The 22792-nt window shown below is 66.2% G+C and carries 22 protein-coding genes, 1 tRNA gene and 1 other RNA gene; 14 read left to right on the top strand and 10 right to left on the bottom strand.

The features are described from left to right. Nucleotides 1-89: 89 nt before the first annotated feature. From KKR91_RS10925 to KKR91_RS10940, 4 genes are all read left to right on the top strand, one after another. Nucleotides 90-779 carry a class F sortase gene (locus KKR91_RS10925; protein WP_210229483.1) on the top strand — a complete coding sequence of 230 codons (690 nt, stop codon included), beginning with the start codon at nt 90-92 and terminating at the stop codon, nt 777-779. A 77-nt stretch (nt 780-856) separates the two neighbouring features. After that, entirely contained in the window at nt 857-1429 is a 573-nt protein-coding gene (locus KKR91_RS10930) for an RNA polymerase sigma factor (protein ID WP_210229485.1), read from the top strand. Beyond that, the gene (locus KKR91_RS10935) at nt 1410-2231 is read left to right on the top strand and encodes an anti-sigma factor (protein ID WP_210229486.1); all 822 of its coding nucleotides are present in this window, start codon (nt 1410-1412) and stop codon (nt 2229-2231) included. Before KKR91_RS10930 ends, KKR91_RS10935 begins: the two co-directional genes overlap by 20 nt. 81 nt (nt 2232-2312) lie before the next feature. Next, entirely contained in the window at nt 2313-3008 is a 696-nt protein-coding gene (locus KKR91_RS10940; RefSeq protein ID WP_237687353.1) for a M50 family metallopeptidase, read from the top strand. A 20-nt stretch (nt 3009-3028) separates the two neighbouring features. Here KKR91_RS10940 and KKR91_RS10945 read toward each other — a convergent pair whose 3' ends face one another. Beyond that, nucleotides 3029-3442 (bottom strand): DUF3224 domain-containing protein, encoded by a 414-nt coding sequence (locus KKR91_RS10945; protein ID WP_210229491.1) that lies wholly within the window; start codon nt 3440-3442, stop codon nt 3029-3031. A gap of 117 nt (nt 3443-3559) precedes the next feature. Here KKR91_RS10945 and KKR91_RS10950 point away from each other — a divergent pair, with 117 nt between their 5' ends. Beyond that, nucleotides 3560-4828 (top strand): glycosyltransferase 87 family protein, encoded by a 1269-nt coding sequence (locus KKR91_RS10950; protein WP_210229494.1) that lies wholly within the window; start codon nt 3560-3562, stop codon nt 4826-4828. On the opposite strand, the gene mptB is transcribed toward KKR91_RS10950, so the two are convergent. Continuing rightward, entirely contained in the window at nt 4791-6329 is a 1539-nt protein-coding gene (gene mptB, locus KKR91_RS10955) for a polyprenol phosphomannose-dependent alpha 1,6 mannosyltransferase MptB (RefSeq protein WP_210229496.1), read from the bottom strand. The genes KKR91_RS10950 and mptB overlap by 38 nt on opposite strands. A 291-nt stretch (nt 6330-6620) precedes the next feature. Between mptB and KKR91_RS10960 the strand changes: the two genes are divergently transcribed. The 5 genes from KKR91_RS10960 to KKR91_RS10980 all read left to right on the top strand — a co-directional run bounded on the left by KKR91_RS10960 (nt 6621) and on the right by KKR91_RS10980 (nt 10364). Next, nucleotides 6621-7526 (top strand): hypothetical protein, encoded by a 906-nt coding sequence (locus KKR91_RS10960; protein WP_210229497.1) that lies wholly within the window; start codon nt 6621-6623, stop codon nt 7524-7526. 53 nt (nt 7527-7579) lie between these two features. Next, complete coding sequence (gene orn / locus KKR91_RS10965; RefSeq protein WP_210229499.1) at nt 7580-8194, top strand: oligoribonuclease; 615 nt, start codon at nt 7580-7582, stop codon at nt 8192-8194. Between the two features lie 142 nt (nt 8195-8336). Beyond that, a tRNA-His gene (locus KKR91_RS10970) sits at nt 8337-8412 on the top strand. Between the two features lie 160 nt (nt 8413-8572). Continuing rightward, nucleotides 8573-9730 carry an acyl-CoA dehydrogenase family protein gene (locus KKR91_RS10975; protein WP_210229501.1) on the top strand — a complete coding sequence of 386 codons (1158 nt, stop codon included), beginning with the start codon at nt 8573-8575 and terminating at the stop codon, nt 9728-9730. 61 nt (nt 9731-9791) lie between these two features. Continuing rightward, nucleotides 9792-10364: a peptide deformylase gene (locus KKR91_RS10980; protein WP_210229503.1), complete on the top strand. Its 573-nt coding sequence runs from the start codon at nt 9792-9794 to the stop codon at nt 10362-10364. A gap of 86 nt (nt 10365-10450) precedes the next feature. Here the strand turns inward: KKR91_RS10980 and KKR91_RS10985 are convergent, their stop codons facing one another. From KKR91_RS10985 to rnpB, 3 genes are all read right to left on the bottom strand, one after another. Beyond that, on the bottom strand, nt 10451-11917 hold the full coding sequence (locus tag KKR91_RS10985; protein ID WP_210229505.1) for a glyceraldehyde-3-phosphate dehydrogenase: 1467 nt from the start codon (nt 11915-11917) through the stop codon (nt 10451-10453). Between the two features lie 110 nt (nt 11918-12027). Beyond that, nucleotides 12028-13329, bottom strand: a complete 1302-nt coding sequence (locus KKR91_RS10990; protein WP_210229506.1) for an MFS transporter — start codon at nt 13327-13329, stop codon at nt 12028-12030. Nucleotides 13330-13465: 136 nt separating this feature from the next. Continuing rightward, nucleotides 13466-13873: RNase P RNA component class A (gene rnpB, locus KKR91_RS10995), an RNA gene on the bottom strand. Between the two features lie 90 nt (nt 13874-13963). Here rnpB and KKR91_RS11000 point away from each other — a divergent pair. Further along, nucleotides 13964-14737 (top strand): YaaA family protein, encoded by a 774-nt coding sequence (locus tag KKR91_RS11000; RefSeq protein ID WP_210229508.1) that lies wholly within the window; start codon nt 13964-13966, stop codon nt 14735-14737. Between the two features lie 33 nt (nt 14738-14770). On the opposite strand, the gene KKR91_RS11005 is transcribed toward KKR91_RS11000, so the two are convergent. The 3 genes from KKR91_RS11005 to KKR91_RS11015 all read right to left on the bottom strand — a co-directional run bounded on the left by KKR91_RS11005 (nt 14771) and on the right by KKR91_RS11015 (nt 17612). Continuing rightward, nucleotides 14771-15811: a reverse transcriptase-like protein gene (locus tag KKR91_RS11005; RefSeq protein ID WP_420481391.1), complete on the bottom strand. Its 1041-nt coding sequence runs from the start codon at nt 15809-15811 to the stop codon at nt 14771-14773. Between the two features lie 3 nt (nt 15812-15814). After that, nucleotides 15815-16555, bottom strand: a complete 741-nt coding sequence (locus KKR91_RS11010; RefSeq protein ID WP_210229510.1) for a zinc ribbon domain-containing protein — start codon at nt 16553-16555, stop codon at nt 15815-15817. Between the two features lie 70 nt (nt 16556-16625). Beyond that, nucleotides 16626-17612, bottom strand: coding sequence for a Nif3-like dinuclear metal center hexameric protein (locus KKR91_RS11015; protein WP_210229512.1), 987 nt, complete (start codon nt 17610-17612; stop codon nt 16626-16628). Nucleotides 17613-17750: 138 nt separating this feature from the next. Here KKR91_RS11015 and msrA point away from each other — a divergent pair, with 138 nt between their 5' ends. From msrA to epsC, 3 genes are all read left to right on the top strand, one after another. Beyond that, complete coding sequence (gene msrA, locus KKR91_RS11020; RefSeq protein ID WP_210229514.1) at nt 17751-18275, top strand: peptide-methionine (S)-S-oxide reductase MsrA; 525 nt, start codon at nt 17751-17753, stop codon at nt 18273-18275. A 106-nt stretch (nt 18276-18381) separates the two neighbouring features. Continuing rightward, a complete protein-coding gene (gene cysK / locus KKR91_RS11025) occupies nt 18382-19317 on the top strand; it encodes a cysteine synthase A (protein ID WP_210229516.1) in 936 nt (311 codons plus the stop codon). 52 nt (nt 19318-19369) lie between these two features. Next, nucleotides 19370-19954: a serine O-acetyltransferase EpsC gene (epsC, locus tag KKR91_RS11030; RefSeq protein ID WP_210229518.1), complete on the top strand. Its 585-nt coding sequence runs from the start codon at nt 19370-19372 to the stop codon at nt 19952-19954. Nucleotides 19955-20043: 89 nt separating this feature from the next. On the opposite strand, the gene gndA is transcribed toward epsC, so the two are convergent. Further along, nucleotides 20044-21480, bottom strand: a complete 1437-nt coding sequence (gene gndA / locus KKR91_RS11035) for an NADP-dependent phosphogluconate dehydrogenase (protein WP_210229520.1) — start codon at nt 21478-21480, stop codon at nt 20044-20046. Between the two features lie 78 nt (nt 21481-21558). Further along, the gene (locus KKR91_RS11040) at nt 21559-22509 is read right to left on the bottom strand and encodes a serine hydrolase (protein WP_210229522.1); all 951 of its coding nucleotides are present in this window, start codon (nt 22507-22509) and stop codon (nt 21559-21561) included. Between the last annotated feature and the right edge of the window lie 283 nt (nt 22510-22792).

Here is a 22792-nt window from a genome sequence, read left to right on the forward strand (position 1 = left end):
GAATCAGGCGCCGTTTCCACACAAAACGGCAGCACTCACCATTCACCAGCTAACTCAACGAAAGAAACAGTGTGAAGACTCTTCCGCCCTTGACCGGTTCCAGATCCCGCCGGTTCCGGGCCGGTGCAGCCCTTGTGGCGGCGCTGGCCATCGGAGCCACCGCCTGCGGCGATGCGCAGGAAGCGGCTGCACCTCCGGCCGCTGTCCAGACACCGGCCCAAACACCGGCCCAGACGCCTGAACCGGCTCTGGAACGGGATCCGGCAGCCGGTGCGTCAGCTGCCTCCCCGACCATCCCCGTCCGTCCCGCCACCCCGGAAACGCCCGTCAGCATCCCGTTGCCGGTCCGGGTCCAGGTGGAGGGCACCGGCATAGACCTCGAAGTCATTCCCGTGGGCGTTGAAGACAACGGCGCGATGACGCTGCCGGGCAATCACTATCAGGCCGGTTGGTACCGGTACGGTCCGGCGCCGGGCGCCGGCGAAGGTTCCACGGTCTTAGCCGCCCATGTCGATTCCCGAACCGAGCAGCTGCCGATCGCCGGGCTCAAAGATGTGGATACGGGAACGATCATCACCGTCACCCGGGAGGACGGATCAATCCTGCGGTACACCGCTGAAAGAGTGGAGAACATAGCCAAGACCAGCCTGGACGGCCACCGGCTCTTTGACCGCACCGGTGAACCCCGCCTGAAACTCGTAACCTGCGGTGGAAAATGGCTCGAGGCGCGGGACGACTACGAAGATAACGTGGTCCTGACGGCGGCACCGGTATCATAGGGAAAATCGCCGGCCCGCCCCACGGGCCGGACAGCCACGCCCCGGCGCGGCTTCCCGAGATCAGGAGTCCGCAGCAGATGCCATCCGGTGCACCGGAACAGGATACGGTCCTTGACCGTGCCTTCTCCGCAGGCAGCCAGGCGGCCCTTGCCGAGGCCTACCGCAGATACGCGCCGCTGCTTCGGTCGCTGGCAGTGCGGCGGCTGGCAGATCCGGGGGCAGCAGACGACGTCGTCCAGGAGGTCTTCATCCGGGCCTGGAGATACCGGACGAGCTACTCCCCCGAACGCTCGGCCCTGCTGGCCTGGCTGGTGGGAATCGCGCGCAACGTCGCGGCGGATTTCGGCATCACACGGGGACGCGAGGATGTCCTGCTGGAGGCGGCCGCATCGCACCACAGGCAGGAGGCCGACGACGGAGCCGGGAACCCCGACCGGGTCGCCGACAAGGTGGTCATCGAGGCCGAGCTGACCCGGCTGGGCGAACCGCAGGGTTCGATCCTCCGGCTGGCCTTCCACGAGGACCTCACGCACCAGCAGATTGCCGAGCGGCTCAACATGCCGCTGGGAACCGTTAAGAGCCATATACGCCGCAGCCTCGTCCATCTGAGGCAACGATTGGAGGTCAGTGATGCCGCACCTGCACGATGACGCGCTCACCCTCCTTGCGCTGGGAGAAGCCCCCACCGACGAAGAATCCGCCCACCTCGACCTGTGTCCGAGGTGCCGGGCCGACCTGGGTTCCTTCCGGCGAGTGGTCACCGCAGCACGGCAGGCAGGTGCAGAGGAGCCCGGCACCGCCGCCGCAGCGGATTCCGACAACCCTGGGCTTCAATCCCCCGGGCCTGACGTGTGGGCGCGTATCCACCGTGAACTGAACCTCGACGACGCCCTCCGGAACGACCCGCTGGCCTCCCCCAATGCCTTCGCAGCCGATGCCTTTGACCCGGCACGGCCTTCCCCCGCAGCCCATGCAGGAACTCCGCAGGGGAATGTCCGGCCGCTTGCTGCGGCCCGGCACCGGCGCACGGGTGCGTGGCTGGCAGCTGCGGCAGCCGCCGTCGTCGTCGCCGGCGCCGGAACCTGGGCAACCCTTCGGGCCGTGGACCCCGTTCCGGGGCCGGAAGTGGTGGCCTCGGCGGAGCTCTCCCCGCTGCCCGCCTACTCCGACACCGGCAGTGCCGTGGTCGACCGGCTGCCCGATGGCCGGCGGGAACTCGTGGTCACCTCCACGGGCGACGACGCACAGGGCTACCGTGAGGTGTGGCTGCTCGCCCCGGACGCCACATCGATGGTGAGCCTGGGAACCATGGAAGGCACGGAGGCGCACTTCGAGCTGCCCGCAGACCTGGACCTGAGCCGCTATCCCGTGGTCGATGTTTCCGATGAGCCGTACGACGGCGATCCGGCGCACTCCGGAGATTCCATCCTGCGCGGCGAATTGGACCTCTAGTGAACGTGGTTATTGAGTGGACGTGATGTTTTAGTGGATGCCGGTGCTGCCGGATCCGTCATTGGGCAGTGGTTCTCGAAGGTGGCATCCGGATTTTCCCGCGGGGCACCCCTGGAAGCGGGCTGGCCGGTCCTTGCACTGATAATTGCCGCCGCAGCGGTGCTCACCGTGCCCCGGCCCGTGTGGCGGTGGTTCGGCCTGTTCGTCACCTTTGTCCACGAGCTTGGCCATGCCTTCGCCGCCCTGACGACCGGCCAGGTGGTGAAGGGCATCCAGCTGCGGTTCGACCACTCCGGCCAGATGCACAGCATGGGCCGCAGCCGGTTTGCCGCCGCCTGGACGGGGTTCTGGGGCTATCCGGTTCCTGCAGTGACCGGCGCGGTGTTGGTCTGGGCCGCCTTTAACGGCTGGGCCGGCTTCGCCTTGTCTGCGGGTGCCCTGATCATGCTGGCTGCGCTGCTTTTCATCCGCAATGCGCAGGGACTGCTGATCGCCTTTGGCTGCGCGACGGTCTCCGTGCTGCTGGTGTGGTTCGCTGCCCCACCGGTCGTCTCCTGGGTCACCCTGGCAGTAGGGATAGCGCTTCTGGCAGGGGCTGTACGGGACTGGCTCAATGTCCTCAGCGTGCATACCAGCCGCCGGCGTTCCCTGCAGAGTTCAGACGCCTTTATCCTCTACCAGCGCACGGGTGTGCCGTCCGTGATCTGGCTGGCCGCCTTTGCGGCAGTGATAACCGGCGCTGCGGCCGCGGCACTCTGGTGGGCGCGGCCGGCCTAAGGAACGGCGGATTGGCCCCGCTACTGCTCGGGAAGCGTAACCCGCAGCTCCAGCCGGTGCTGGCCGTCTGCTTCCTGCGTGAAGTGCGCTTTGCCTGCGATACCGGCCAGGCCGTCGGTGCCTGAGCCTGGAATGATGTGGCCGGAGCTCGCCGTTGCGGTTCCTTCGGCAACACCCCAGTGCTGGATCACCATGGTCCCTTCACGCCCGGCGATCTTTCCGGCGAAGACCTCGGAGCACACGTAACCGGCGCCGACGGCGTTTCCGGCCATGATCAGGTCGGCCACGCTGGTACCGACAATGTCTCCTTCGAAGATCTTCACTGCCCTGACAGTGGAGAGCTCGCTGTTGGTTCCTTCGACCTGGTAGGGCGTCGGTTCCCATTCCGAGACGTCAAAATCGGCCGTGATTACGTGTTCTGTTCCGTCGGTCATTGAACCAGTATCCCGTGTCCGGGTGTGGATTGCATGCCGCGGGGCGGCCGCCGGTAGCCTTATCGCTGTGCCCGAACAGGGCACGGCACCTGCATCACCTAAGGAGAACCACCCGGAATGTCGCAGAAACTGGCCGCTTTGCAGGAGCGCTTCATGCGCCGCAAATCGTTATGGAGTTGCTTCGCTCTCGTCCATCTGGGGTTCTTCCTGGCATTGTCCGGGCTCGTGTTCTCCGGCGGGGTCCTCAGCGACATCAGGTTTTACCGGCAGTGGGCCTTCGACGGCCTGAACGACGGCATCTGGCAGGGCATCAGCATGGACTGGGTCTACCCGATCGGGGCGCTGGCACCGATGCTCCTCGCCACGATCCTGGGCCCTGCGCTCTATCAACTGGCCTGGTTCCTCATTTTCACGGCCCTTAATGCAGCAGCAGTGGCGGTCCTCGTCAAACCGGGCACACCGTCCCGCTACGCCGCCGCCTACTGGTGGCTGGCCGTCACCGCGCTGCTGGGGCCTGTGGCTGTGGGCCGGGTGGACGGACTCACCGCGCCGCTGGTGATTATCGGGTTGCTGCTGCTGGCTGCGCGACCGGTGGTCGCTTCTGCGCTGCTGGCCCTCGCCACGTGGATGAAGGTCTGGCCGGCCGCCGTGATCCTGGCGGTGCTGGTCGCGTGGCCGCGCCGCCTGACCCTGGTCCTGACCGGCGCAGCAGTCTCTGCGGTCATGGCCGGAATTGTCGCCGCCGGCGGCGGGATCCACCATTTGCTCTCCTTCGTCGGCGCGCAGGGAGCACGCGGCATGCAGATGGAGGCCCCCTTCACCACGCCGGGACTGTGGCAGGCCATCCTCGGGGGATCGAACGCCTACATCTTCGAAGACAAGCTCATCAATACCCGCGAGGTGCGCGGCGCCATGGGAGAGCCGGTTGCCGCCCTGATGATGCCGCTGCTCGCGGCGGCCGCCCTCGCCGTCGTCTTGCTGCTGATCTGGGCGCTGCGCCGCGGCGCGAACGCCGGGGAGCTCCTGATTTCCGGGTCGCTCGCACTGGTGGCCGCGTTCATAGTCTTCAACAAGGTGGGCTCACCGCAGTTCATGCTGTGGCTCGGTGCCGTGGTGGCCGTCGGGTTGGCTTGGGAGGGCAGGAGCTGGCGGGTGCCGGCACTTCTGATGCTGGCCATCGCACCGCTGACGACCCTGGTCTACCCGATGTTCTACGCAGCACTGTACAACGACCTGAACGTTGCAGTAGCGCTGGCGCTGACCGTGCGCAATGTGCTCCTGCTGGTCCTGTTCGGGTGGTCGCTGGTACGGATCGTGCGCCTGGCCAGGACCGGTGGCAGCGGCAGCCTCAGCGCGCCCGGAGTTCGCCCGGAGACGGCTCCGTAAGCCTCTTCTGGAACAGGACCTTCGTCTTGGGGTCCAGGAAAATCAGGTACAGCGCAAAGCCCAGTGCCGTCACGGCAGCGATCTGCCGGGCGGCGCTGAGGCTGAAGTCGAAGTACGGCCAGATATCCAGCTGGTCGCTGATCGCGTAGACCATGAAGAACGAAACCAGCAGGTAAAGGGTCTTCACCTGCCAGTCGTTGCGGATCCCGGTGACGGCAAACAGCGGGATCAGCCACACCACGTACCAGGACTGGATCATCGGTGCGAGCAGGACGACGGCGGCGAAGGCCAGGGACAGGCGGCGGACCAGCCTGCTGTACTCCCCCACGAACATCTGCCAGAACACGACGATGATGGAGGCCACCCGGCCGACCGTGTGCACGATGTCCGCGAAGGTCCAGCCCGGCAGGCCCACGGCGTTGCCCAGCGTGGCAACGATCATGCCCAGGAAGCCCACCGGCGCGTACCAGATCCAGACACTGCCCGGCGTGCTCAGTGCGCCGACCCAGCCGAAGCCGAAGCCGTTCAGCACGCCCATGATCCAGAGCAGGCCCAGGGACAGCCCGGCGGTCATGAACCAGTAGAGGAACTTGCGCGGCCAGGACGCACCCTTACCTGCCCACATCAGGCCCACGAAGGGCAGCAGGATCAGCGTGATCGGCTTGATGCCGATGGAGAGCGTGATCAGCAGGATGCCGGGCAGCGCCCGCTTCGTGGCTGCCAGATACAATCCGGCCAGCGCGAGGCCGATCATCAGGGCGTCATTGTGGATGCTGGCAATGAAGGTGGTCAGGAACAGCGGGTTGGCGGCAGTCAGCCACAGGGCACGGTTGGGATTGATGTTGTGCAGTTCAGCGAGTTTGGGCACGAAGTACACGCACATGGCCACACCGACCAGGGAGATCAGCCGGAACAGCAGGATCGAGAATTCCGGCTGGCCGCCGGTCAGCCGGATGACCCCTTCCTCCAGCCAGAGGAACACCGGACCGTACGGGGTGGGGCTCTGCGCCCACAGATCGTCGGCGCCGGTCTGCAGATAGTTGGAAATCTGCGAATAGCCGTCCTTGTACGGGTTCAGCCCGCTGACCATGACCTGGCCCTGCGCTATGTACGCGAAGACGTCGCGGCTGAAGAGCGGCAGGGCCAGGCACATCGGCGCGCCCCAGGCAATAATCGCCTTCAGCACCACCGGGCGGGTTTCCGGACCCCAGGACGTGATGCGCTGGCCGAGCCGCAGCCAGGACCGGACGAGGAGCATGCCGCCCAGCGCCAGCAGGAAGACGGCGAGCACTGAGCCCTCGGTCTCAAAGCGGAGCCACATGATGACCGGGTTGCGGCGCAGCTCGGAGGAGGCAAGGGACAGCCACCCGACGCCGAACGAGCCGGCGAGCATCATGAGTGAACCGACCAGGCCCTGAATAATCGCGACGTTGGGGTTGTTGCCTTTCGTTATCTCCGGGGCGGGAGACGAAGGCTCGGTCGCGGGGACCTGGGCGGTCATCTGGGTGGTTCCAATCTTTGGGTTCGTACGGTTACCCAACGGCTCGGCGGAGCGCAGCCTGATTTCACGGCAGAGGTCAGCCAAGGCAAATCAGCGCTGGCCGGCGGTACCGCCAACTGGCGCCAAGGACAGGCGCCAAACACGCCGCGGCGAGGACCGTCAGTAGCCAAGATATTAGCATCGCTGCCTGTCTGACGCCGGGATGCGCAGGACGCGCCGGGCCCGTGATCCGGCGGTGCGGGATACGTCACATAGACTGGGGGCGGTTTGAATCAACGAGGCAAGGCGGTAATGGCTGTGGGGCGCCACCGGGCAGTACAAGCGAACGGCAGTGATGCCGACGGCGAAGGCGGGGTCGGCCCCACGGGCAGTGGCCCGGCCGCGGCAAACCACGAACTGCTGGGCTGGGGAATCTTCCTGGCAGTCACCGCAGCTGCGGCGATGGGCTGGGCCGGAATCGGCTGGCCCGTTATTTCCGGCTGCGCCCTGTTGCTGCTGGTGTCCTTCATAACCGTCTGGCGTGTCCAGCGGGATACCGGCCACAACCCGGGTCCAACAGTTGCCGTGCTGGAACCGGCGGATGCCGCTCCCCCAGCCCCTCCGGCCACAGGCGGGACGGACGACGGAACGGGACCCACTGCAGGTTCCGCAGGACCCGGCGGCCCTGCCCCGCTCACCCGCAAGCAAATGCGCGCCGCCGATCCCACCACCGGTCTGCTGCCGGTTGTCCCGATGTTCGGCCGCCCCGTTCCGACCGCACCGGCATCGGTGCAAAAGGGCCTCGAGACCGTTGTGCCCGGAGGCCGCCGGGAACGGCGCCACGCCGGAACCACCTCTGCTGCAGGGAGCCAGGCACCAACCGCGGCAGCTGATTCGCCGGCATCCCCCGGACCGGCAGGTCCGATCAGTCCGGGTACGGTCACCGGGGCGGGGGCCGGCAGCACCTTCGGCCCGGTCATCATCGAGGCCGCTGTCTACGGCCCCGCTCCCGAGCCGGCGGTTCCCGCCGCCGGGACAGCCTCCCCCGCATCGGGGGACGCCTTGGCGGTTGCAGGAGAAAGCCGCTGGACCCGGACGTTTGGCCCTCCCGAGACCGGCCAGCTGCCGATCCAGCGGTATGTGGCCGGATCCGCCGCAACCGATCCCGCCGATCCCACCCTTCCGGACCGGCGCCAGCGCAGCCACTCCAGCCTTTAATCCCCCGAACCGGCGCAGCAGCAGCGCCGCAGACGGCGCGGTACATTGGTTTTGTGCCAATAACTAATGAACGTATCGTCTGGATCGATTGCGAAATGACCGGGCTGGACATCAGCGCCGACGCCCTGATCGAAGTGGCCGTCCTGGTGACGGACTCCGAGCTGAACATCCTGGGAGACGGGGTGGACGTGGTGATCCGGCCCGACGACGCCGCCCTGGCCCAGATGGGCGACTTTGTGCGGAACATGCACACCACGTCCAAGCTCCTGGACGAGCTGCCCGGCGGCATGTCGATGGCGGAGGCTGAAGCCCAGGTCATCGAATACATCACCAAATGGGTCCCCGAGCCCAAGAAGGCGCAGCTGGCCGGCAACTCCGTGGGAACGGACAAGATGTTCCTGGCCCGCGACATGCCCGAGGTCATCGACTACCTGCATTACCGGATCATCGATGTCTCCACCATCAAGGAGCTGGCCCGCCGCTGGTACCCCCGCGCCTACTTCCAGGCTCCGGCCAAGACAGGCAACCACCGCGCGCTGGGCGACATCGTGGATTCCATCAACGAGCTGCGGTACTACCGCGAGGCGGTTTTTGTCCCCGCGCCGGGCCCGGATTCCGCGACCGCAAAGAAGATCTCCGCGGCCATCATGGACGGCCCCAAAAGTTAGCTCCGTCACATTTGGGGCCCTTGGCGCAGAGTTGGTCAGGACCACCCCAAAAACCGTGTAAGCTTGATTCCGCTGCCTCAGATAAATGAGTTCGCACAGACCACTCGCCTGGACTTTGCGAATATGTTATCCGAGGCACATGGTGGGTATAGCTCAGTTGGCAGAGCGCCTGGTTGTGGTCCAGGAGGTCGCGGGTTCAACCCCCGTTACTCACCCCAATGAGGCTGGCAGGACCAGCTTCCCAAAGGCCGCCCCGGTTCATTCGGGGCGGCCTTTCTTGTGTTTGACTGTTACTGGCGTTCGGATTACATCCGAAGCAGGACAGCCGCAGCCCCGCCGTCGGGACCTGTTGTGGCCAATCAATGAGGAGGCGCCGCCTTGGAGCGCAAATTGTTCGAAGAAGACCATGAGCTTTTCCGCGACCTTGCCCGGGAATTCAATTCCCGCGAGGTCGCTCCCGGGTACGCCCAGTGGGACGCCGAGCACATGATGCCCCGGCAGCTCTGGAAGGCGGCCGGCGAGCAGGGTCTGCTCGGGCTGGCCGTTCCCGAGGAATTCGGCGGCGCCGGAATGCCCGACTACCGCTACCGCGCCGTGCTGGACGAGGAGTTCGCCCGCGCCAACCACCTCGCCGTCGGCCTCGCCTTCCACCTGCACGACGACATGGTCCTGCCCCATCTGCTGGCCTACGGCTCCGACGAACTCAAGGAACGCTGGCTGCCGGAGATGGTCAGCGGCGAGAAGGTCACTTCTGTGGCCTGGACCGAGCCGGGCGCGGGCAGCGACCTGCGCGGCATCCGCACCAAAGCGGTACGGGCCGACGACGGCGGCTGGCGGCTGAGCGGGCAGAAGACGTTCATCGGCAACGGCATCAGCGGCGACGCTTCCCTGGTCCTGGCCCGCACGGACGGTGGCACAGGCCGCGGCGGCAAGGATTCCTTCAGCATGTTCATGGTGGAAAAGACCGAGGGGTACAGCACCGGCCGCCAGCTGGACAAGATGGGCCTGAAGGCCTCGGATACCGCCGAGCTGTTCTTCGACAACGTGGCCGTCCCCGAGGGCAATCTCGTGGGAGAGGTTGGCCGCGGGCTCGAGTACGCCGCAGGCCAGCTCCCCCAGGGCCGGCTGGCAATCGCCGTCGCCTCCTCCGCCGTCGCCCGCCGGATCTACGAAGCCACCCTCGAGTACACCAAGAGCCGCAACGCCTTCGGCGAGCGGATCGCCGACTTCCAGAACAGCCGCTTTGTCCTGGCCGACATCCTCACCGAGGTGGAGGTCACCGAGGCGTACGTGGATTCCGCCATCGGAGCCTTCAACGAGGGCAAGCTGGACGCTGTCTCCGCCGCCAAGGCCAAGCTCTGGGCGAGCGAACGGGTCAAGTCCATCACCGACCGCTGCCTGCAGCTGCACGGCGGCTACGGCTACATCCTGGAGTACCCGGTGGCGCAGGCCTTCCTGGCCGCCAGGCTGCTGACGATCTTCGGCGGCACCTCCGAGATCATGCGCGAGGTCATCGGCCGGCAGATCACCGCCTAAACGTCCTGACACACCCCGCAGCACCAGCACTGCCCGCCCTAGAGAAAGACCAAGACCAGCCATGACCGTCCGTCCCATCGTTATCCACGGCGAACCCGTCCTGCACCGCCGCGCTGCGCCCGTCGAAAAGTTCGACGACGAGCTGCGCACCCTGGTGGCTGACATGTACGAAACCATGGATGTGGCCAACGGCGTCGGGCTGGCAGCCACGCAGGTGGGCGTGGGATTGCGGCTGTTCACCTTTGCCTTCGAGAACGACGACGACGCTCCGGACCGCGGCGTCGTCATCAATCCGGTGCTCATCACGTCCAAGGTCCCCGGCTCCGTGCCGGATCCGGACGAGGACTCCGAGGGCTGCCTGTCGGTTCCGGGCGAGAACTTTCCCGTGAACCGCGCCGACTGGGCGAAGATCAGCGGTTTTGATGAAAACGGGCAGCCGGTGGAATTCGAGGCCACCGGCTGGTTCGCCCGGGTGCTGCAGCACGAGTACGACCACCTCGACGGCAAGCTCTATGTGGACAAGCTCAACGACCGCTGGGCGCGCAAGGCCCGCAAGGCGATCAAGGCCAACGGCTGGAATGTGCCGGGACTGACCTGGATGCCCGGCGTCGACCCCGATCCGTTCGGCCACTAGCCTCCCAGTTCGGCCGCTCAACAGCAGAAGGTGCGCTTCCCCAACCGGGAAGCGCACCTTCTGCTGTTTATGACGCCTGGGCGAGCCTAGAGCGAGGCAGCCAGCTCCTGGATCCGTGGGAAGGCCGGCGGGTTCACGTGTGCCATTTCCTCGAGCACGCGGATGACCTGGCAGCTGTAGCCGAACTCGTTGTCATACCAGACATAGAGGATGGCGTTTTTGCCGTTGGAGATCGTGGCCAGTCCGTCGACGATCCCGGCACGCTTCGAGCCCACGAAGTCGGTGGAGACCACCTCGGGAGAGTCGATGTAGTCGATCTGCTTGTGCAGGTCCGAGTTCAGCGAGGTCTCGCGCAGGAAGGCGTTGATTTCCTCCTTGGTGGTGGCCGTCTCGAAGTTCAGGTTCAGGATGGCCATCGAGACGTCCGGGGTGGGGACGCGGATCGCGTTGCCGCTGAGCTTGCCCGCCAGTTCCGGCAGCGCCTTGGCAACGGCCTTGGCGGCACCGGTTTCGGTGATGACCATGTTCAAAGCAGCGGAACGGCCGCGGCGGTCGCCCTTGTGGAAGTTGTCGATCAGGTTCTGGTCGTTGGTGAACGAGTGCACCGTTTCGACGTGGCCGTGGATGATGCCGTACTTGTCGTTGAGCACCTTCAGCACCGGCGTGATGGCGTTGGTGGTGCAGGAGGCAGCGGTGACAATCCGGTCTTCGTCGCTGATCGTGCCGTGGTTGATCCCGTGCACGATGTTCTTCAGGTCGCCCTTGCCCGGCGCGGTCAGCAGGACCCGGGAGACGCCCTTGGCGGACAGGTGCTGGGACAGCCCTTCTTCGTCGCGCCAGCGCCCGGTGTTGTCCACAACCACAGCGTCGTGGATGCCGTAGGAGGTGTAGTCCACGGTGGACGGGTCGTTGGAGTAGATGACCTGGATCAGCGTGCCGTTGGCCAGGATCGTGTTGTTCTCCTCGTCGACGGTGATGGTGCCGTCGAAGGCTCCGTGTACGGAGTCCCGGCGCAGCAGCGATGCGCGCTTGACCAGGTCGTTGTCCGATCCCTTGCGCACCACGATCGCACGCAGGCGCAGGCCCTGGCCACCGCCGGCATGGTCGATCAGGATACGGGCCAGCAGCCGCCCGATCCGGCCAAAGCCGTAAAGCACGACGTCGGTGCTGGTGCGGTCGTCGGCGCCGTGGCGGCCGACGACGTCGGCCAGTTCGCTGCGCAGGAACTGGTCCAGGTCCATTCCCTGCCCCTCGGCCTTGTACTTCAGGCTCAGCCGGGCCAGGTCAATGGACGCCGCGCCGAGTTCAAGTTCGGCCAGCGCCTGCAGCAGCGGGAAGGTCTCGGAGACGGGCAGTTCGACTTCATCGATCTGGCGGGCAAAGCGGTGCGCCTTGAGGATGTCGATGACTGAACGGTTGACCAGCGACCGGCCGTAAACCGAGGTGACCACGCTGTTTTCCCGGTACAGCCGCCCGATCAGCGGAATCATTGCCTCGGCGAGGGCCTCACGGTCCATCCATGTATCCAGGCACGTATCGGATAGGTGGCTCAAGATCTTCACATCCTTTGATCAGCCGGCACTGCTTTGTGCCGGTTGGTTCTTTGTTCCACCAAGTGTATTAGGTCACAGCGGGCCCTCCCTGCCTTTCAGCGAGAGGTTCATCACATGCTGCGGGCCCTTGGTCCGGCCGGCGGGGGCACGTCCACCCGTTCCGGCTCCAGGTCTTCCAGCGCCCGGATCCCGCGGAGCGGGCCGAACGCGGCAACTGCCGGAGCCAGGAAGGCGACAGCCAATCCGGCAGCCATGGCACCGCGCACGCCCACTGCGTCCACCAGCAGCCCCGCGATAACGCCGGCAATGGCCAGCATCCCCCAGGTGACCATCCGGGACGCGGAGCCCAACCGGCCCAGCATGCCCGGCGGGCAGACGCGTTGGCGGAAACTGGTGGAGACCACCACATTCATGGAAATGGCGTAACCGGCGACAAAGAGCCCGACGAACCCGGGAACCATGCCCCAGCCCGGGGTCATCAGCAGCAGGCTGGAGTAGCCCAGGGCCGCCGGCAGCAGGGAAAACCGCCAGACCGTCCCCGATCCCCAGCGCTGGGCCACCCGCCTGACGGTGAGACCGCCAAGGGTTCCACCCACGGCGGTGGAAGCCGTCAGGAAGCCGAGCATGGCCCCGGACTCCCCCAGGGTGCGTACGACGAGGATGACCAGCAGCGACACCAGGATCGCGCCGCCCAGGTTCCAGAGCGCTCCGGTCAGCAGCAGGGCCCGCAGGGGTGCTGTGCTGAAGCTGTAGCGCAGCCCCTCCCCCATGTCGCGGAAGATGCGCGGCCTGGCAGGAGGGGTGGCCTTGGCCTCCTGGACCTTCAGCCGGGCCACTGAGCCCAGGGAGAGAGCCGAGGCGGCCACCTGCACGAGCAGGGAATTGGAGGCCCCCAAAGAGCCGGTCAGCCAGCCGCCCAGCCCGCGGCCCACGGCATCGGCAGAAGCCGCGGAACCGGTCATCAGGCCATTACCCTGGATCAGCTCATCACGGGTCACGGCCCGCGGGACCAACGCGGACTCAGCCAGCATTGAGAAGACAGCCGCCAGGCCGGAGAGGAAGGAGACAATAAAAAGCTGGAGAACGCTCAGCCGGTCCAGCCAGAACGCGGCCGGCAGTGAAAGCAACACCAGGATGCGCACTGAAAGCGCAGTGATGATCACCGGTTTTCGCCGGTAGCGGTCAACGAGGGCGCCGATCGGCAGCCCAAAAAACAGCCAGGGCAGGAAACCCATGCCCGAAAGCGCGGCTACGGCGAAGTCTGAGGCACCCAGCTCCACTGCCGCAATGAGCGGAAGGGCAACGGCCGCCACGGACGTGCCGAGGATTCCGGCCGTCGACGAAATCCACAATGCGCGGAAATTCGCATTGCGGACCACCAGCGGCTGGCTTTTGGCGTGGATCCGGGACATTGCCACAGAATAGTCCCGGCGCTGCAGGCGGCAGGAGCATTACGGTGCTCTTTGGCAAAACTTGCGCAAAAACACGGGGAATGTGGCCGACGCTGTTGCCCCGGGGATCCGGAGGGGGAAAGAATGCGGCGGTGAATGGACGGGTTGGCCGATAAGCCGGGTTTTGTATCTCCGGTCCGTTACCGGGCCGAAGGCGGCAATCATCCATCTAGGAACGCCGTTGCCGGCGCCCTCAAGCGGCCTACCCGGACACATCGGGCGGGCAGCCCTCAAACGTGTCCTGTATGGCCTTGCTCCGGGTGGGGTTTACCTAGCCGGTCCGGTCACCCGGAACGCTGGTGGTCTCTTACACCACCTTTTCACCCTTACCGCCGCAAAACGGTTCCTCTTGCGAAGAATGCTTCCCGGCGGCGGTTTCTTTTCTGTGGCACTGGCCTGCGGGTTTCCCCGAGTGGGCGTTACCCACCACCCTGCCCTTTGGAGCCCGGACTTTCCTCGGTGGTTCTTTCGAAAAAGAATCCAACGCGATCGCCTGGCCAACCCGTCCAGCCTCAATGCTACCGCCTCGGCGCCTGTGCCGGGGATTCCAAGCCGTGGGCCCGGGCGCCGGCTGGACCTCGCGTAGGATTAATTGGTGCTGATTCTGCTTCCACCCTCTGAAGGTAAAACACCCGCCGTTTCCGGCCCGTTGTTCGACCCCGGCCAGCTGCATTTCCACCCGCTCAACGACGCGCGGAAACTGGTGCTCGCTGCCTTGGCCGAGGCCAGCACCGGTCCGGACGCACATGCTGTCCTGGGTGTAGGCCCGTCGCTGGCGGCCGAAGTGGCTCGAAACACCATACTGGAAGAGAGCCCCTGCGCCCCGGCCCACCGCATCTACACCGGTGTCCTGTACGACGCACTGGGCTACGAGGACCTCACTGAAGCCCAGCAGCGCAAGGCGGACGACGCCGTCGTCGTCATCTCCGGTCTCTGGGGCGCCCTCGGCTTCAGCGACCCGATTCCGGCGTACAGGCTGTCGATGGCAGTGAAGCTGCCGGAGATCGGCAAGCTCTCGGCGTTCTGGAAGAGCCACCTTGCCGGAGTGCTCGCCGAACACGCGTCCGGCCATCTGGTGGTGGACTGCCGCTCCAGCACCTACGCGGCCGCCTGGGCCCCTGAGCCGTCGTCTGCGGCAGCGGTGAACGTGTTCCAGATCCGCAACGGCAAGCGCACAGTGGTGTCGCACTTCGCCAAGCACACCCGGGGCGAGCTGGCCCGGCATCTGCTCACCCGCCCGGGAGCGGATCCGGCCACGCCGGAGCAGCTGCTCGCAGCGGTAGCGGAGAAATGGGATGCGGAACTGGTGCCGGCCACCGCCCGCAAACCGTTCCAGCTCAACGTCATCCTGCCCGGCCAGGGTCACTGACCCCCGGCCGGGCGGGATAGCGAGACCGTCCGGTTAGGCGGGGCCGGACTCTTCGGCCACCAGCTCCACTTCGAAGCCCGCACTGTTTTCCAGATACGCGGCGTAGTGTTCCCCGCCGCCGGCGTGCGGATGCCGGTCAGCGAAGAGCAGCGTCCACCCATGGCTTGCCGCCCGGCGCGTGAGCAGGTCCACGTCGGCCTTGGATCCGGCACGGAAGGCCAGATGGTTCAGGCCGGGCCGACGGCGGTCGTGGCCGGCGTCGAGCACGTCGGGACCGGATTCAACGACGATGTAGCTGTCCGCACCCTGCCACTTGGCGCCGGTCTTCCAGTGCTCCGCCCTGAGGTAGCCCAGCCGCTCCAGCAGCCAGCCCAGTGAGGCTTCCGCTTCCGCGAAGTCCCGTACCCAGAGTTCCGTATGATGCAGCGCTCCGGCTGCTGCCGGGGCTTCAGGGGCCAGGGCTTCAGCTGGCTGGGCGTCAGGAGCCTGGGCTTCGGGTGTCCCGGCAGGCCCGGTTGCAGCAGCTTCGCCTCCGCCGTCGACGTACGCGACCCCGCCCCGCAGGGCCAGTCCACCCTTGTGGACCCAGGGAATCCCGGCCATTCCGGCGTCCATTGCCTCGTTGGAGAGCCGGTCGGCATCTTTGTTCAGTTCCCGCGGAATCCACTCGTACTTGACCCGGCGGGGGTTGACGATGCCGCGGGCCTTGGCGGCCAGCTTCTGCATGTCCTCATGCTTGATCTTCCACCGCCCGCTCATCTGCTCGACCACCAGCTTGGAGTCCATCTTGGCGAGGATCCAGCAGTCCGGGTCGATCTCATGGGCCATTTCCAGGGCAGCCACCAGCCCGGAGTACTCCGCCACGTTGTTCGAGGCCTTGCCGATGTACTCTGCCTTTTCGGCCAGGATGGCGCCGGTCCCTGGGTCGCGGACGAGCGCGCCGTAGCCGGCGTGGCCGGGGTTGCCCCGGGAGCCGCCGTCGGCCTCCACGATCAGGGTGCGGCGGTCCGCAGCGGAACTGCCGCCGGCGCGCGGCGCTTGGGCAGGGCTGTCGGCAGGGTCAAACAGGGTCACTGATCAGCTGTCCCACTCTGCGGAGCGCACCAGGATGCATCCGGAGTCGGGGCAGAAGACAATGTCATCTTCGGCCGCACGGCGGATCTCCGCGAGGTCGCCCGGGCTCAGCTGCATGCCAGAGCCCTCGGAGGTGCCGTGGAAGAGGCGGGCCGCGCCGATGCCGTTCTTGGCCAGCGTCTTTTCGTAGACGGCCAGCAGTCCGGGTTCAAAGGTGTCGGCCAGCTCGGCGCGCCGGGCGACGGTGACAACGCGTTCGGCTTCGATTTCAGCCAGTTCGGCGTCGCGCTTTTCCTCCAGTGCGGCTGCCTCGGCGTCGAGCGCCTGCATGGCTTCACGGACGACGTCTTCGGCCGCCTTCGCGGCCTCCAGGCGTTCCATGACTTCCAGTTCCACGTCTTCCAGATCGGAGCGGCGGCGCTGCAGCGACTCCATCTCGCTCTGCAGGGCGGTCAGTTCCTTGGAACTGCCCGTACCGCTGTCCAGGCGCTGCTGGTTCCGCTCCACACGCGAGACGACGGAGGCCACATCGGCCTCGGCGCGGGTGAGTTCACGGCTGATGTCCGCAGCCTCTGTACCGGCGGCTACAAGCCTGCTCTGCGCAGCGGCACGCTGAACTGCCAGGTCCGCGATAGCCGAGTTATCGCTGACGCTGCGAGCCCGGTTCCGGAGTTTGCGAATCGTGCTGTCCAGAGCCTGCAGTTCGAGCAGCCTCAGCTGCTCCGCCGACGATGCTTTTGCCACCGAAAAACCTCCACTTGTGCCCGGGCCAACCTGGCCCGGTTCTTCCCCTAGCCTATGCCAAGGGGGCAGGTCAGTTCAGCCCGGGGGTCAGGACAAAGTCCCACGGGTCGGTGTTGGTGCCGCTGACCCGGATCTCCGCGGTGAAGCCCTGGTCGCCCAGAACGTTCTCCAAAGCTGCCGCTGCCGGCGTCAACCACAGCCATTCGCTGCCGAAATGCGACACATCGATCAGGTACGGACGGTCGTTCACCGCAGCCTCACGGGCCTCGGAGGCCGGGTGATGGCGCAGGTCGGCTGTGACGTAAACGTCAGCCTGATGCCGGCGCACGGCGTCGAAAAGGCTGTCTCCAGCCCCGCCGCAGACCGCTACCCGGCGTACCAGCCCCTCCGGATCCCCCGCTACCCGCACGCCGCCTGCCACGGCAGGCATGATGCTGAAGACGAGCCGGGCGAAGTCGGCCAGGGTGGTGGCTTCCGGCAGCTCCCCCACCCGTCCAATGCCTTCCTCGGGCAGCCCGTCCTCCGCCGCGGAGAGCGGAACGACGCCGGAGAGCCCGAAGGCGTCGGCCAGCACGTCGGAGACGCCGCCGACGGCGCTGTCGCCGTTGGTGTGCACGGTCAGCAGCGCACACTTTCCCTCGATCAGGCGGTGCACCGCGTCGCCCTTGAAACCGGTGGCGGCAACGGAATGGACCGGCTTGAGCAACAGCGGGTGATGGGTCAGCAGCAAATCAGCGCCCCACTCCAGTGCCTCGTCGATGACCTCGGACGTGGGATCGACTGCAAAGAGAATCCGTTCGACCCTGTTGTCGGGCCGGCCGGCCACCAAACCCACCGCGTCCCAGCCCTCGGCAAGGGACTCCGGCCAGAGTTCCTCGGCGGCCAGCAGCACATCTCCGAGAGTGGGGATGGCCTCCGCGGACAACCCTGCCGGATCAAGCGCAGCCGCCGCGCCCTGCTCTGCCTCGGGGACGGGTGCGGGGGAGGTTTCCGGGGTCGCCGGTCCGGTCCCGGATGCCGCCGGTTCGCTGCTTGCGGCGGGCTTGTCTGTTTCCATAGTTTCAGTTGTACCCGCTTGGTTTGCCCCGCTCAATTCGGCCGCGCCCGCGTTCCTTCCACGCCGGCAGGTCCGGCGGGGCCGAGGAAGGCTTCGGAGCCGGGGAATCAAAGCGGCCGCCAGGGCATTGAAAGAGGTATGAAGACTTACGTACTTGGCGGAGGCTGCTTCTGGTGCCTCGATGCCCTCTATCAGAAAACCCGCGGCGTGACCGAGGTTGTTTCCGGTTACACGGGCGGTCAGACACCTCATCCCGACTACGACAGCGTCTGTTCCGGCGCTACGGGACATGCAGAGGTGGTGGCCGTCACCTTCGACGAGGACATCATCCCCGGCGATGTGATCCTGGACATGTTCTTCATCTCGCACGATCCCACGACCCTGAACCGGCAGGGCTACGACGTCGGCACCCAATACCGCTCGTCGATGTTCTACAAAAACGACGCCGAACGCGAGGAATTCGAGAAGGCCCGGGACCGGGCCCAGGAACACTGGGAGAACCCGATCGTGACGGAAATCTCCCCGCTGCCCGCGTTCCACGTGGCCGAGGACGTCCATCAGGACTTCTACGCCAAGCACCCCGAACAGGGCTACTGCCAGGTGATCATCAATCCGAAGCTCGCCAAGGCCAGGAAATATTACGCCGAATGGCTTGACAACTGACCAACCAGCATGCATGAGGATAGGCTGGAACGGGCGGCCTGCGGCAGTAATCCGCAGGACGGCCGACGGCTTCCCCAGAACACCCACAACGGATAGAGGACACACCATGGGACGGATTTACGACGACGTGACGCAGCTGGTCGGCGGCACGCCGCTGGTGAGGCTGAACCGGCTGACGGAAGGCCTGGACGCGCAGGTTGCGGTCAAGCTTGAGTTCTACAACCCCGCCAACAGCGTGAAGGACCGGATCGGCGTGGCCATCGTCAACGCCGCCGAAGAAGCCGGCGCCCTGAAGCCCGGCGGCACAATCGTCGAGGGAACCTCCGGCAACACGGGGATCGCCCTGGCCATGGTGGGTGCTGCCCGCGGCTACAAGGTGATCCTGACCATGCCCGAGACGATGTCCACCGAGCGGCGTGTCATGCTCCGTGCCTACGGCGCAGAGATTGTCCTCACCCCCGGCTCCGAAGGAATGCGCGGCGCCGTGGAGAAGGCCAAGGAGATCGTGGCCACCACCGATAACGCCATCTGGGCCCAGCAGTTCGCCAATGCAGCCAACCCCGAGGTCCACCGCCAGACCACGGCCGAGGAAATCTGGGAAGACACCAACGGCCAGGTCGACATCTTTGTGGCCGGGGTCGGCACCGGCGGCACCGTCACCGGCGTCGGGCAGGTCCTGAAGAAGCGCAAGCCCGGCGTGCAGATCGTTGCCGTGGAGCCCAAGGACTCGGCCATCCTCAACGGCGGCTCCCCCGGACCCCACAAGATCCAGGGCCTGGGCGCCAACTTCGTGCCCGAGGTGCTGGACACGGACATCTACGACGAGGTCATCGATGCCTCGATCGAAGACTCGGTAGCGACCGCACGCGCCCTGGGCACCCAGGAAGGCATCCTTGGCGGCATCTCTTCCGGCGCCATAGTCTGGGCTGCGCTGGAGCTCGCCAAGCGTCCGGAAAACGCCGGTAAGCTGATTGTCGCCGTGGTCTGCGACTTCGGAGAGCGTTACATCTCCACCGTCCTGTACGACGACATCCGGGGCTAAGCCGCATCATCAATCGGCCCCCGGCCTGATCCACCCGAGCAGAAAGTCCCCTGTGAGCCTGTTTGCACGCCTGCGCGAAGACCTCGACGCCGCCGCCTCCCACGATCCGGCCGCGCGCGGATCGCTTGAGAACATCGTGGTGTACTCGGGGCTGCATGCCATTTGGATGCACCGCCTCACGCACAGGATGTGGGCCCGGCCCGGACTGCGGTTTCCGGCCAGGGTGCTCTCGCAGCTGACCCGCTTTGCCACCGGCATTGAGATCCATCCGGGGGCTACCATCGGCCGGCGCTTTTTCATCGACCACGGGATGGGCGTCGTGATCGGCGAAACCGCGGAAATCGGCAACGACGTCATGCTCTACCACGGGGTCACCTTGGGCGGCCGGTCCCTGGCCCGGATCAAGCGCCATCCGACCATCTGCGACGGCGTCACGGTGGGTGCCGGAGCCAAGATCCTGGGACCGGTCATCATCGGGGCGAACAGCGCCGTTGGCGCGAACGCCGTCGTCGTCAAGGATGCTCCGGCCGATTCCATCATCACCGGGATCCCAGCGCGCTGGCGGCACCGCCAGGTCAAGGAGACGCAGCCCGCCGTGGACCCGGCCGAATATATCGATCCGGCCATCTACATCTGAGCCCGGGCGAGGATCTTCCGCGGACCTTAAAGGCCAGAGGCCGCCGGCACCTATTGGGTGCCGGCGGCCTCTGGCCTTTAACGAAGGTGCTAGTGGGTGTCCACAGCCTCGATCTCGGAGCGGTCGCCGCCCCACAGCGTGTGGAAGGTCCCCTCGGCATCCACGCGGTGGTACGTGTGTGCCCCGAAGAGGTCCCGCAGGCCCTGGGTCAGTGCGGCGGGCAGGCGCTTGCGGCGCAGGCCGTCGTAGTAGGCCAGGGAAGAGGCGAACACGGGCACGGGGATGCCCAGCTGCACCGCGACAGACACAACCCGGCGCCAGGCCGGCAGGGCGGCAGCTATGGACTCGGCAAAGGCCGGTGCCAGCAGCAGGTTCGCCGGAGCCTTCCCATCCGCGTAGGCCTTCATGATGTCGTCCAGCAGCTCGGCACGGATGATGCAGCCGGCGCGCCACAGCGACGCGATCTCGTCCAGCTTCAGGTCCCAGCCGTATTCCTTGGCGGCGCCGGTGAGCATGTCGATGCCCTGGGCATAGCTGACCAGCTTGGACGCGTACAGTGCCTGGCGGACATCGTCCACAAAGGTGTCGGGCAGTTCGACGGCAGCTTCGCCGCCGACGAGGATGCCCTGTGCCTCCTCGCGCTGGCTGCGCTGCGAGGACAGGGCGCGCGCGAAGACCGATTCAGCGATGGCGGAGACGGGCGATCCCAGGTCCAGGCCGGAGACCACGGTCCAGCGTCCGGTGCCCTTCTGGCCGGCGGAATCCACAACGACGTCAACGAAGGGCTTGCCCGTCCGCGCATCGGTGTGGGCCAGGACCTCGGCGGTGATTTCGATCAGGAAGGAGCTGAGCTGGCCCGTGTTCCACTCGGTGAAGATCTTGGCCTGTTCGGCAGGCTCGATGCCGGCGGCCGAGCGCAGCAGGTCGTAGGCTTCCCCGATGACCTGCATATCGGCGTATTCAATGCCGTTGTGGACCATCTTCACGAAATGGCCGGCGCCATCGGTTCCGATCCAGGTGCAGCACGGGTCGCCGTCGTACTTGGCGGCGATCTTTTCCAGCATCGGACCCAGGGAATCGTAGGACTCCTTCGAGCCGCCGGGCATGATGGACGGGCCCAGGAGTGCGCCCTCCTCGCCGCCGGAGACGCCGACACCGACGAAGTGCAGGTCCTTTTCCGCCAGTGCCGCCTCGCGGCGCCGGGTGTCCTCGTAGTGGGAGTTGCCGGCGTCGATGACAATGTCACCGGCTTCCAGCAGCGGTACCAGTTTCTCGATCACGGAATCGACCGGGGCGCCGGCCTTGACCATGATCAGTACGCGGCGCGGTTTCTCCAGCGAGTCGACCAGTTCCTGCAGGGACTCGGTCCGGATGAAGTCGCCCTCATCGCCGTGGGCGGACAGCAGGGCGTCCGTCTTTTCGATCGACCGGTTGTGCAGGGCCACCGTGTAGCCGTTGCGGGCCAGGTTCCGGGCCAGGTTTGCACCCATCACGGCCAGGCCGGTTACGCCAATTTGTGCGCTCAAGTTCTCTCCAGGATTCTTCGGGTGCCCCTGGCATGGGGCACGGCGACCGGCGCTCACCCGCCGGCTTCAGCCTCCAGCCTATGCGTCCGGGCCGTCCGCCCGCCACACGCGGTCCGGGCCAGACGCGGTTCCGTCGGTGGCGGGGCTCTGGAACGAGTTGATCATCCGGGCTGCCTCCTCCACCACTGACACACCGTCGTCCATTGTCAGCGCCCCCGAAGTCAGGACCACAATGGAATACTCCGCCGCGGCCGAGCGTACAAAGCCGGTGCTTCCCACGTTCCAGGCGAGGGTGTCGTCCGGCAGCCAGCCGTTCTTCAGTGCAATCTCCGCCCCGGTGTCGCCAACACCGGCACTGATGCCCCACCGCTGGCCGGCGTCCACGTTCTCCATCAGCCCGACGGCAAACGCCAGCAGGTCCTCATCGATCCAGTCCACGCCTTCGGCAACTGCCCGGGTTATTTTCAGCTGGTCCTCGACGCCGGTGTCGTTGGTACCCCAGGTTTCCGTTGCCTCGGTCCCGGACACACCCAGGAGCTCGTAGGTGCGGGACAGCTCCTCTGGCCCGCCCACTGATTCATACAGGGCGGTGGTGGAGGGGTTGTCGCTGTATTCGATCATCAGTGCCGCGAGGTACTCCTCGTCCTCAGTCAGTGCGCGTCCCTCCTCCGTAGCCTGGCGGAGCAGGGTCAGCAGAATGGGCACCTTCACCAGGCTCGCCTCAAGGTACCGGCCGTCCCGGTTGTAATACCAGGTCGCTCCGGTGGAGAAGTCATAGACGGCAGCGGAAACTTCGGCTCCCATCCCCGCGGCGTACTCATCCAGCGCTGCGGACAACAGCTGGCCATCCCGGGCGGCGAGCGGGTCGGTTGTCTCTTCCGGAGCTGCCCCCGGGGCCGCCTCCGGGACTGCACCCACGTTGATGGCCGGCGCCTCCGCAGCGGGCACCGATCCGGCACAGGCGGAAGCCGTCAGCGGAAGCAACAGGGCGGCAACTGCCGCCAAGGTGGTCCTGAATACTGTCTGCATGGCTTCGCCCCCTTGTTGTTCGTGTAAGTGCGGCTCGTTCACGTGAGTCCGGTTCGTTTGGTTATGGGACCGGTAGACGCCCTGAGTCCCGGACTCTTCACTGATAGCAAGAGGCACTGTCGGCAACCTGTGCGGGCTGCCGGTGTACGGCGGATTTTCAAGGAAGCCGGAGGGGCAGGGGTGGTCAATCTCACGCTGCATGGCACGCAGGCTTCCCCGCTAAAAGGCCCGGGAACAGGAAAACCCGCCCTCCGAAGCCGGAGGGCGGGTCTGCTTGTCATGC

Origin of the sequence: Arthrobacter jiangjiafuii (genome assembly GCF_018622995.1) — a bacterium.
GTDB classification, from domain to species: Bacteria; Actinomycetota; Actinomycetes; order Actinomycetales; family Micrococcaceae; genus Arthrobacter_B; species Arthrobacter_B jiangjiafuii.

Excerpts from the sequence above, each read along its gene's own strand:
- KKR91_RS11015 (WP_210229512.1), bottom strand. The coding sequence starts at position 17,612 with ATGGAAACAGACAAGCCCGCCGCAAGCAGCGAACCGGCGGCATCCGGG.
- KKR91_RS10930 (WP_210229485.1), top strand. The coding sequence starts at position 857 with ATGCCATCCGGTGCACCGGAACAGGATACGGTCCTTGACCGTGCCTTC.
- KKR91_RS10990 (WP_210229506.1), bottom strand. The coding sequence starts at position 13,329 with ATGTCCCGGATCCACGCCAAAAGCCAGCCGCTGGTGGTCCGCAATGCG.
- KKR91_RS11040 (WP_210229522.1), bottom strand. The coding sequence starts at position 22,509 with ATGCAGACAGTATTCAGGACCACCTTGGCGGCAGTTGCCGCCCTGTTG.
- KKR91_RS10945 (WP_210229491.1), bottom strand. The coding sequence starts at position 3,442 with ATGACCGACGGAACAGAACACGTAATCACGGCCGATTTTGACGTCTCG.
- msrA (WP_210229514.1), top strand. The coding sequence starts at position 17,751 with ATGAAGACTTACGTACTTGGCGGAGGCTGCTTCTGGTGCCTCGATGCC.
- KKR91_RS10980 (WP_210229503.1), top strand. The coding sequence starts at position 9,792 with ATGACCGTCCGTCCCATCGTTATCCACGGCGAACCCGTCCTGCACCGC.
- KKR91_RS10935 (WP_210229486.1), top strand. The coding sequence starts at position 1,410 with ATGCCGCACCTGCACGATGACGCGCTCACCCTCCTTGCGCTGGGAGAA.
- KKR91_RS10950 (WP_210229494.1), top strand. The coding sequence starts at position 3,560 with ATGTCGCAGAAACTGGCCGCTTTGCAGGAGCGCTTCATGCGCCGCAAA.
- mptB (WP_210229496.1), bottom strand. The coding sequence starts at position 6,329 with ATGACCGCCCAGGTCCCCGCGACCGAGCCTTCGTCTCCCGCCCCGGAG.
- KKR91_RS10960 (WP_210229497.1), top strand. The coding sequence starts at position 6,621 with ATGGCTGTGGGGCGCCACCGGGCAGTACAAGCGAACGGCAGTGATGCC.
- cysK (WP_210229516.1), top strand. The coding sequence starts at position 18,382 with ATGGGACGGATTTACGACGACGTGACGCAGCTGGTCGGCGGCACGCCG.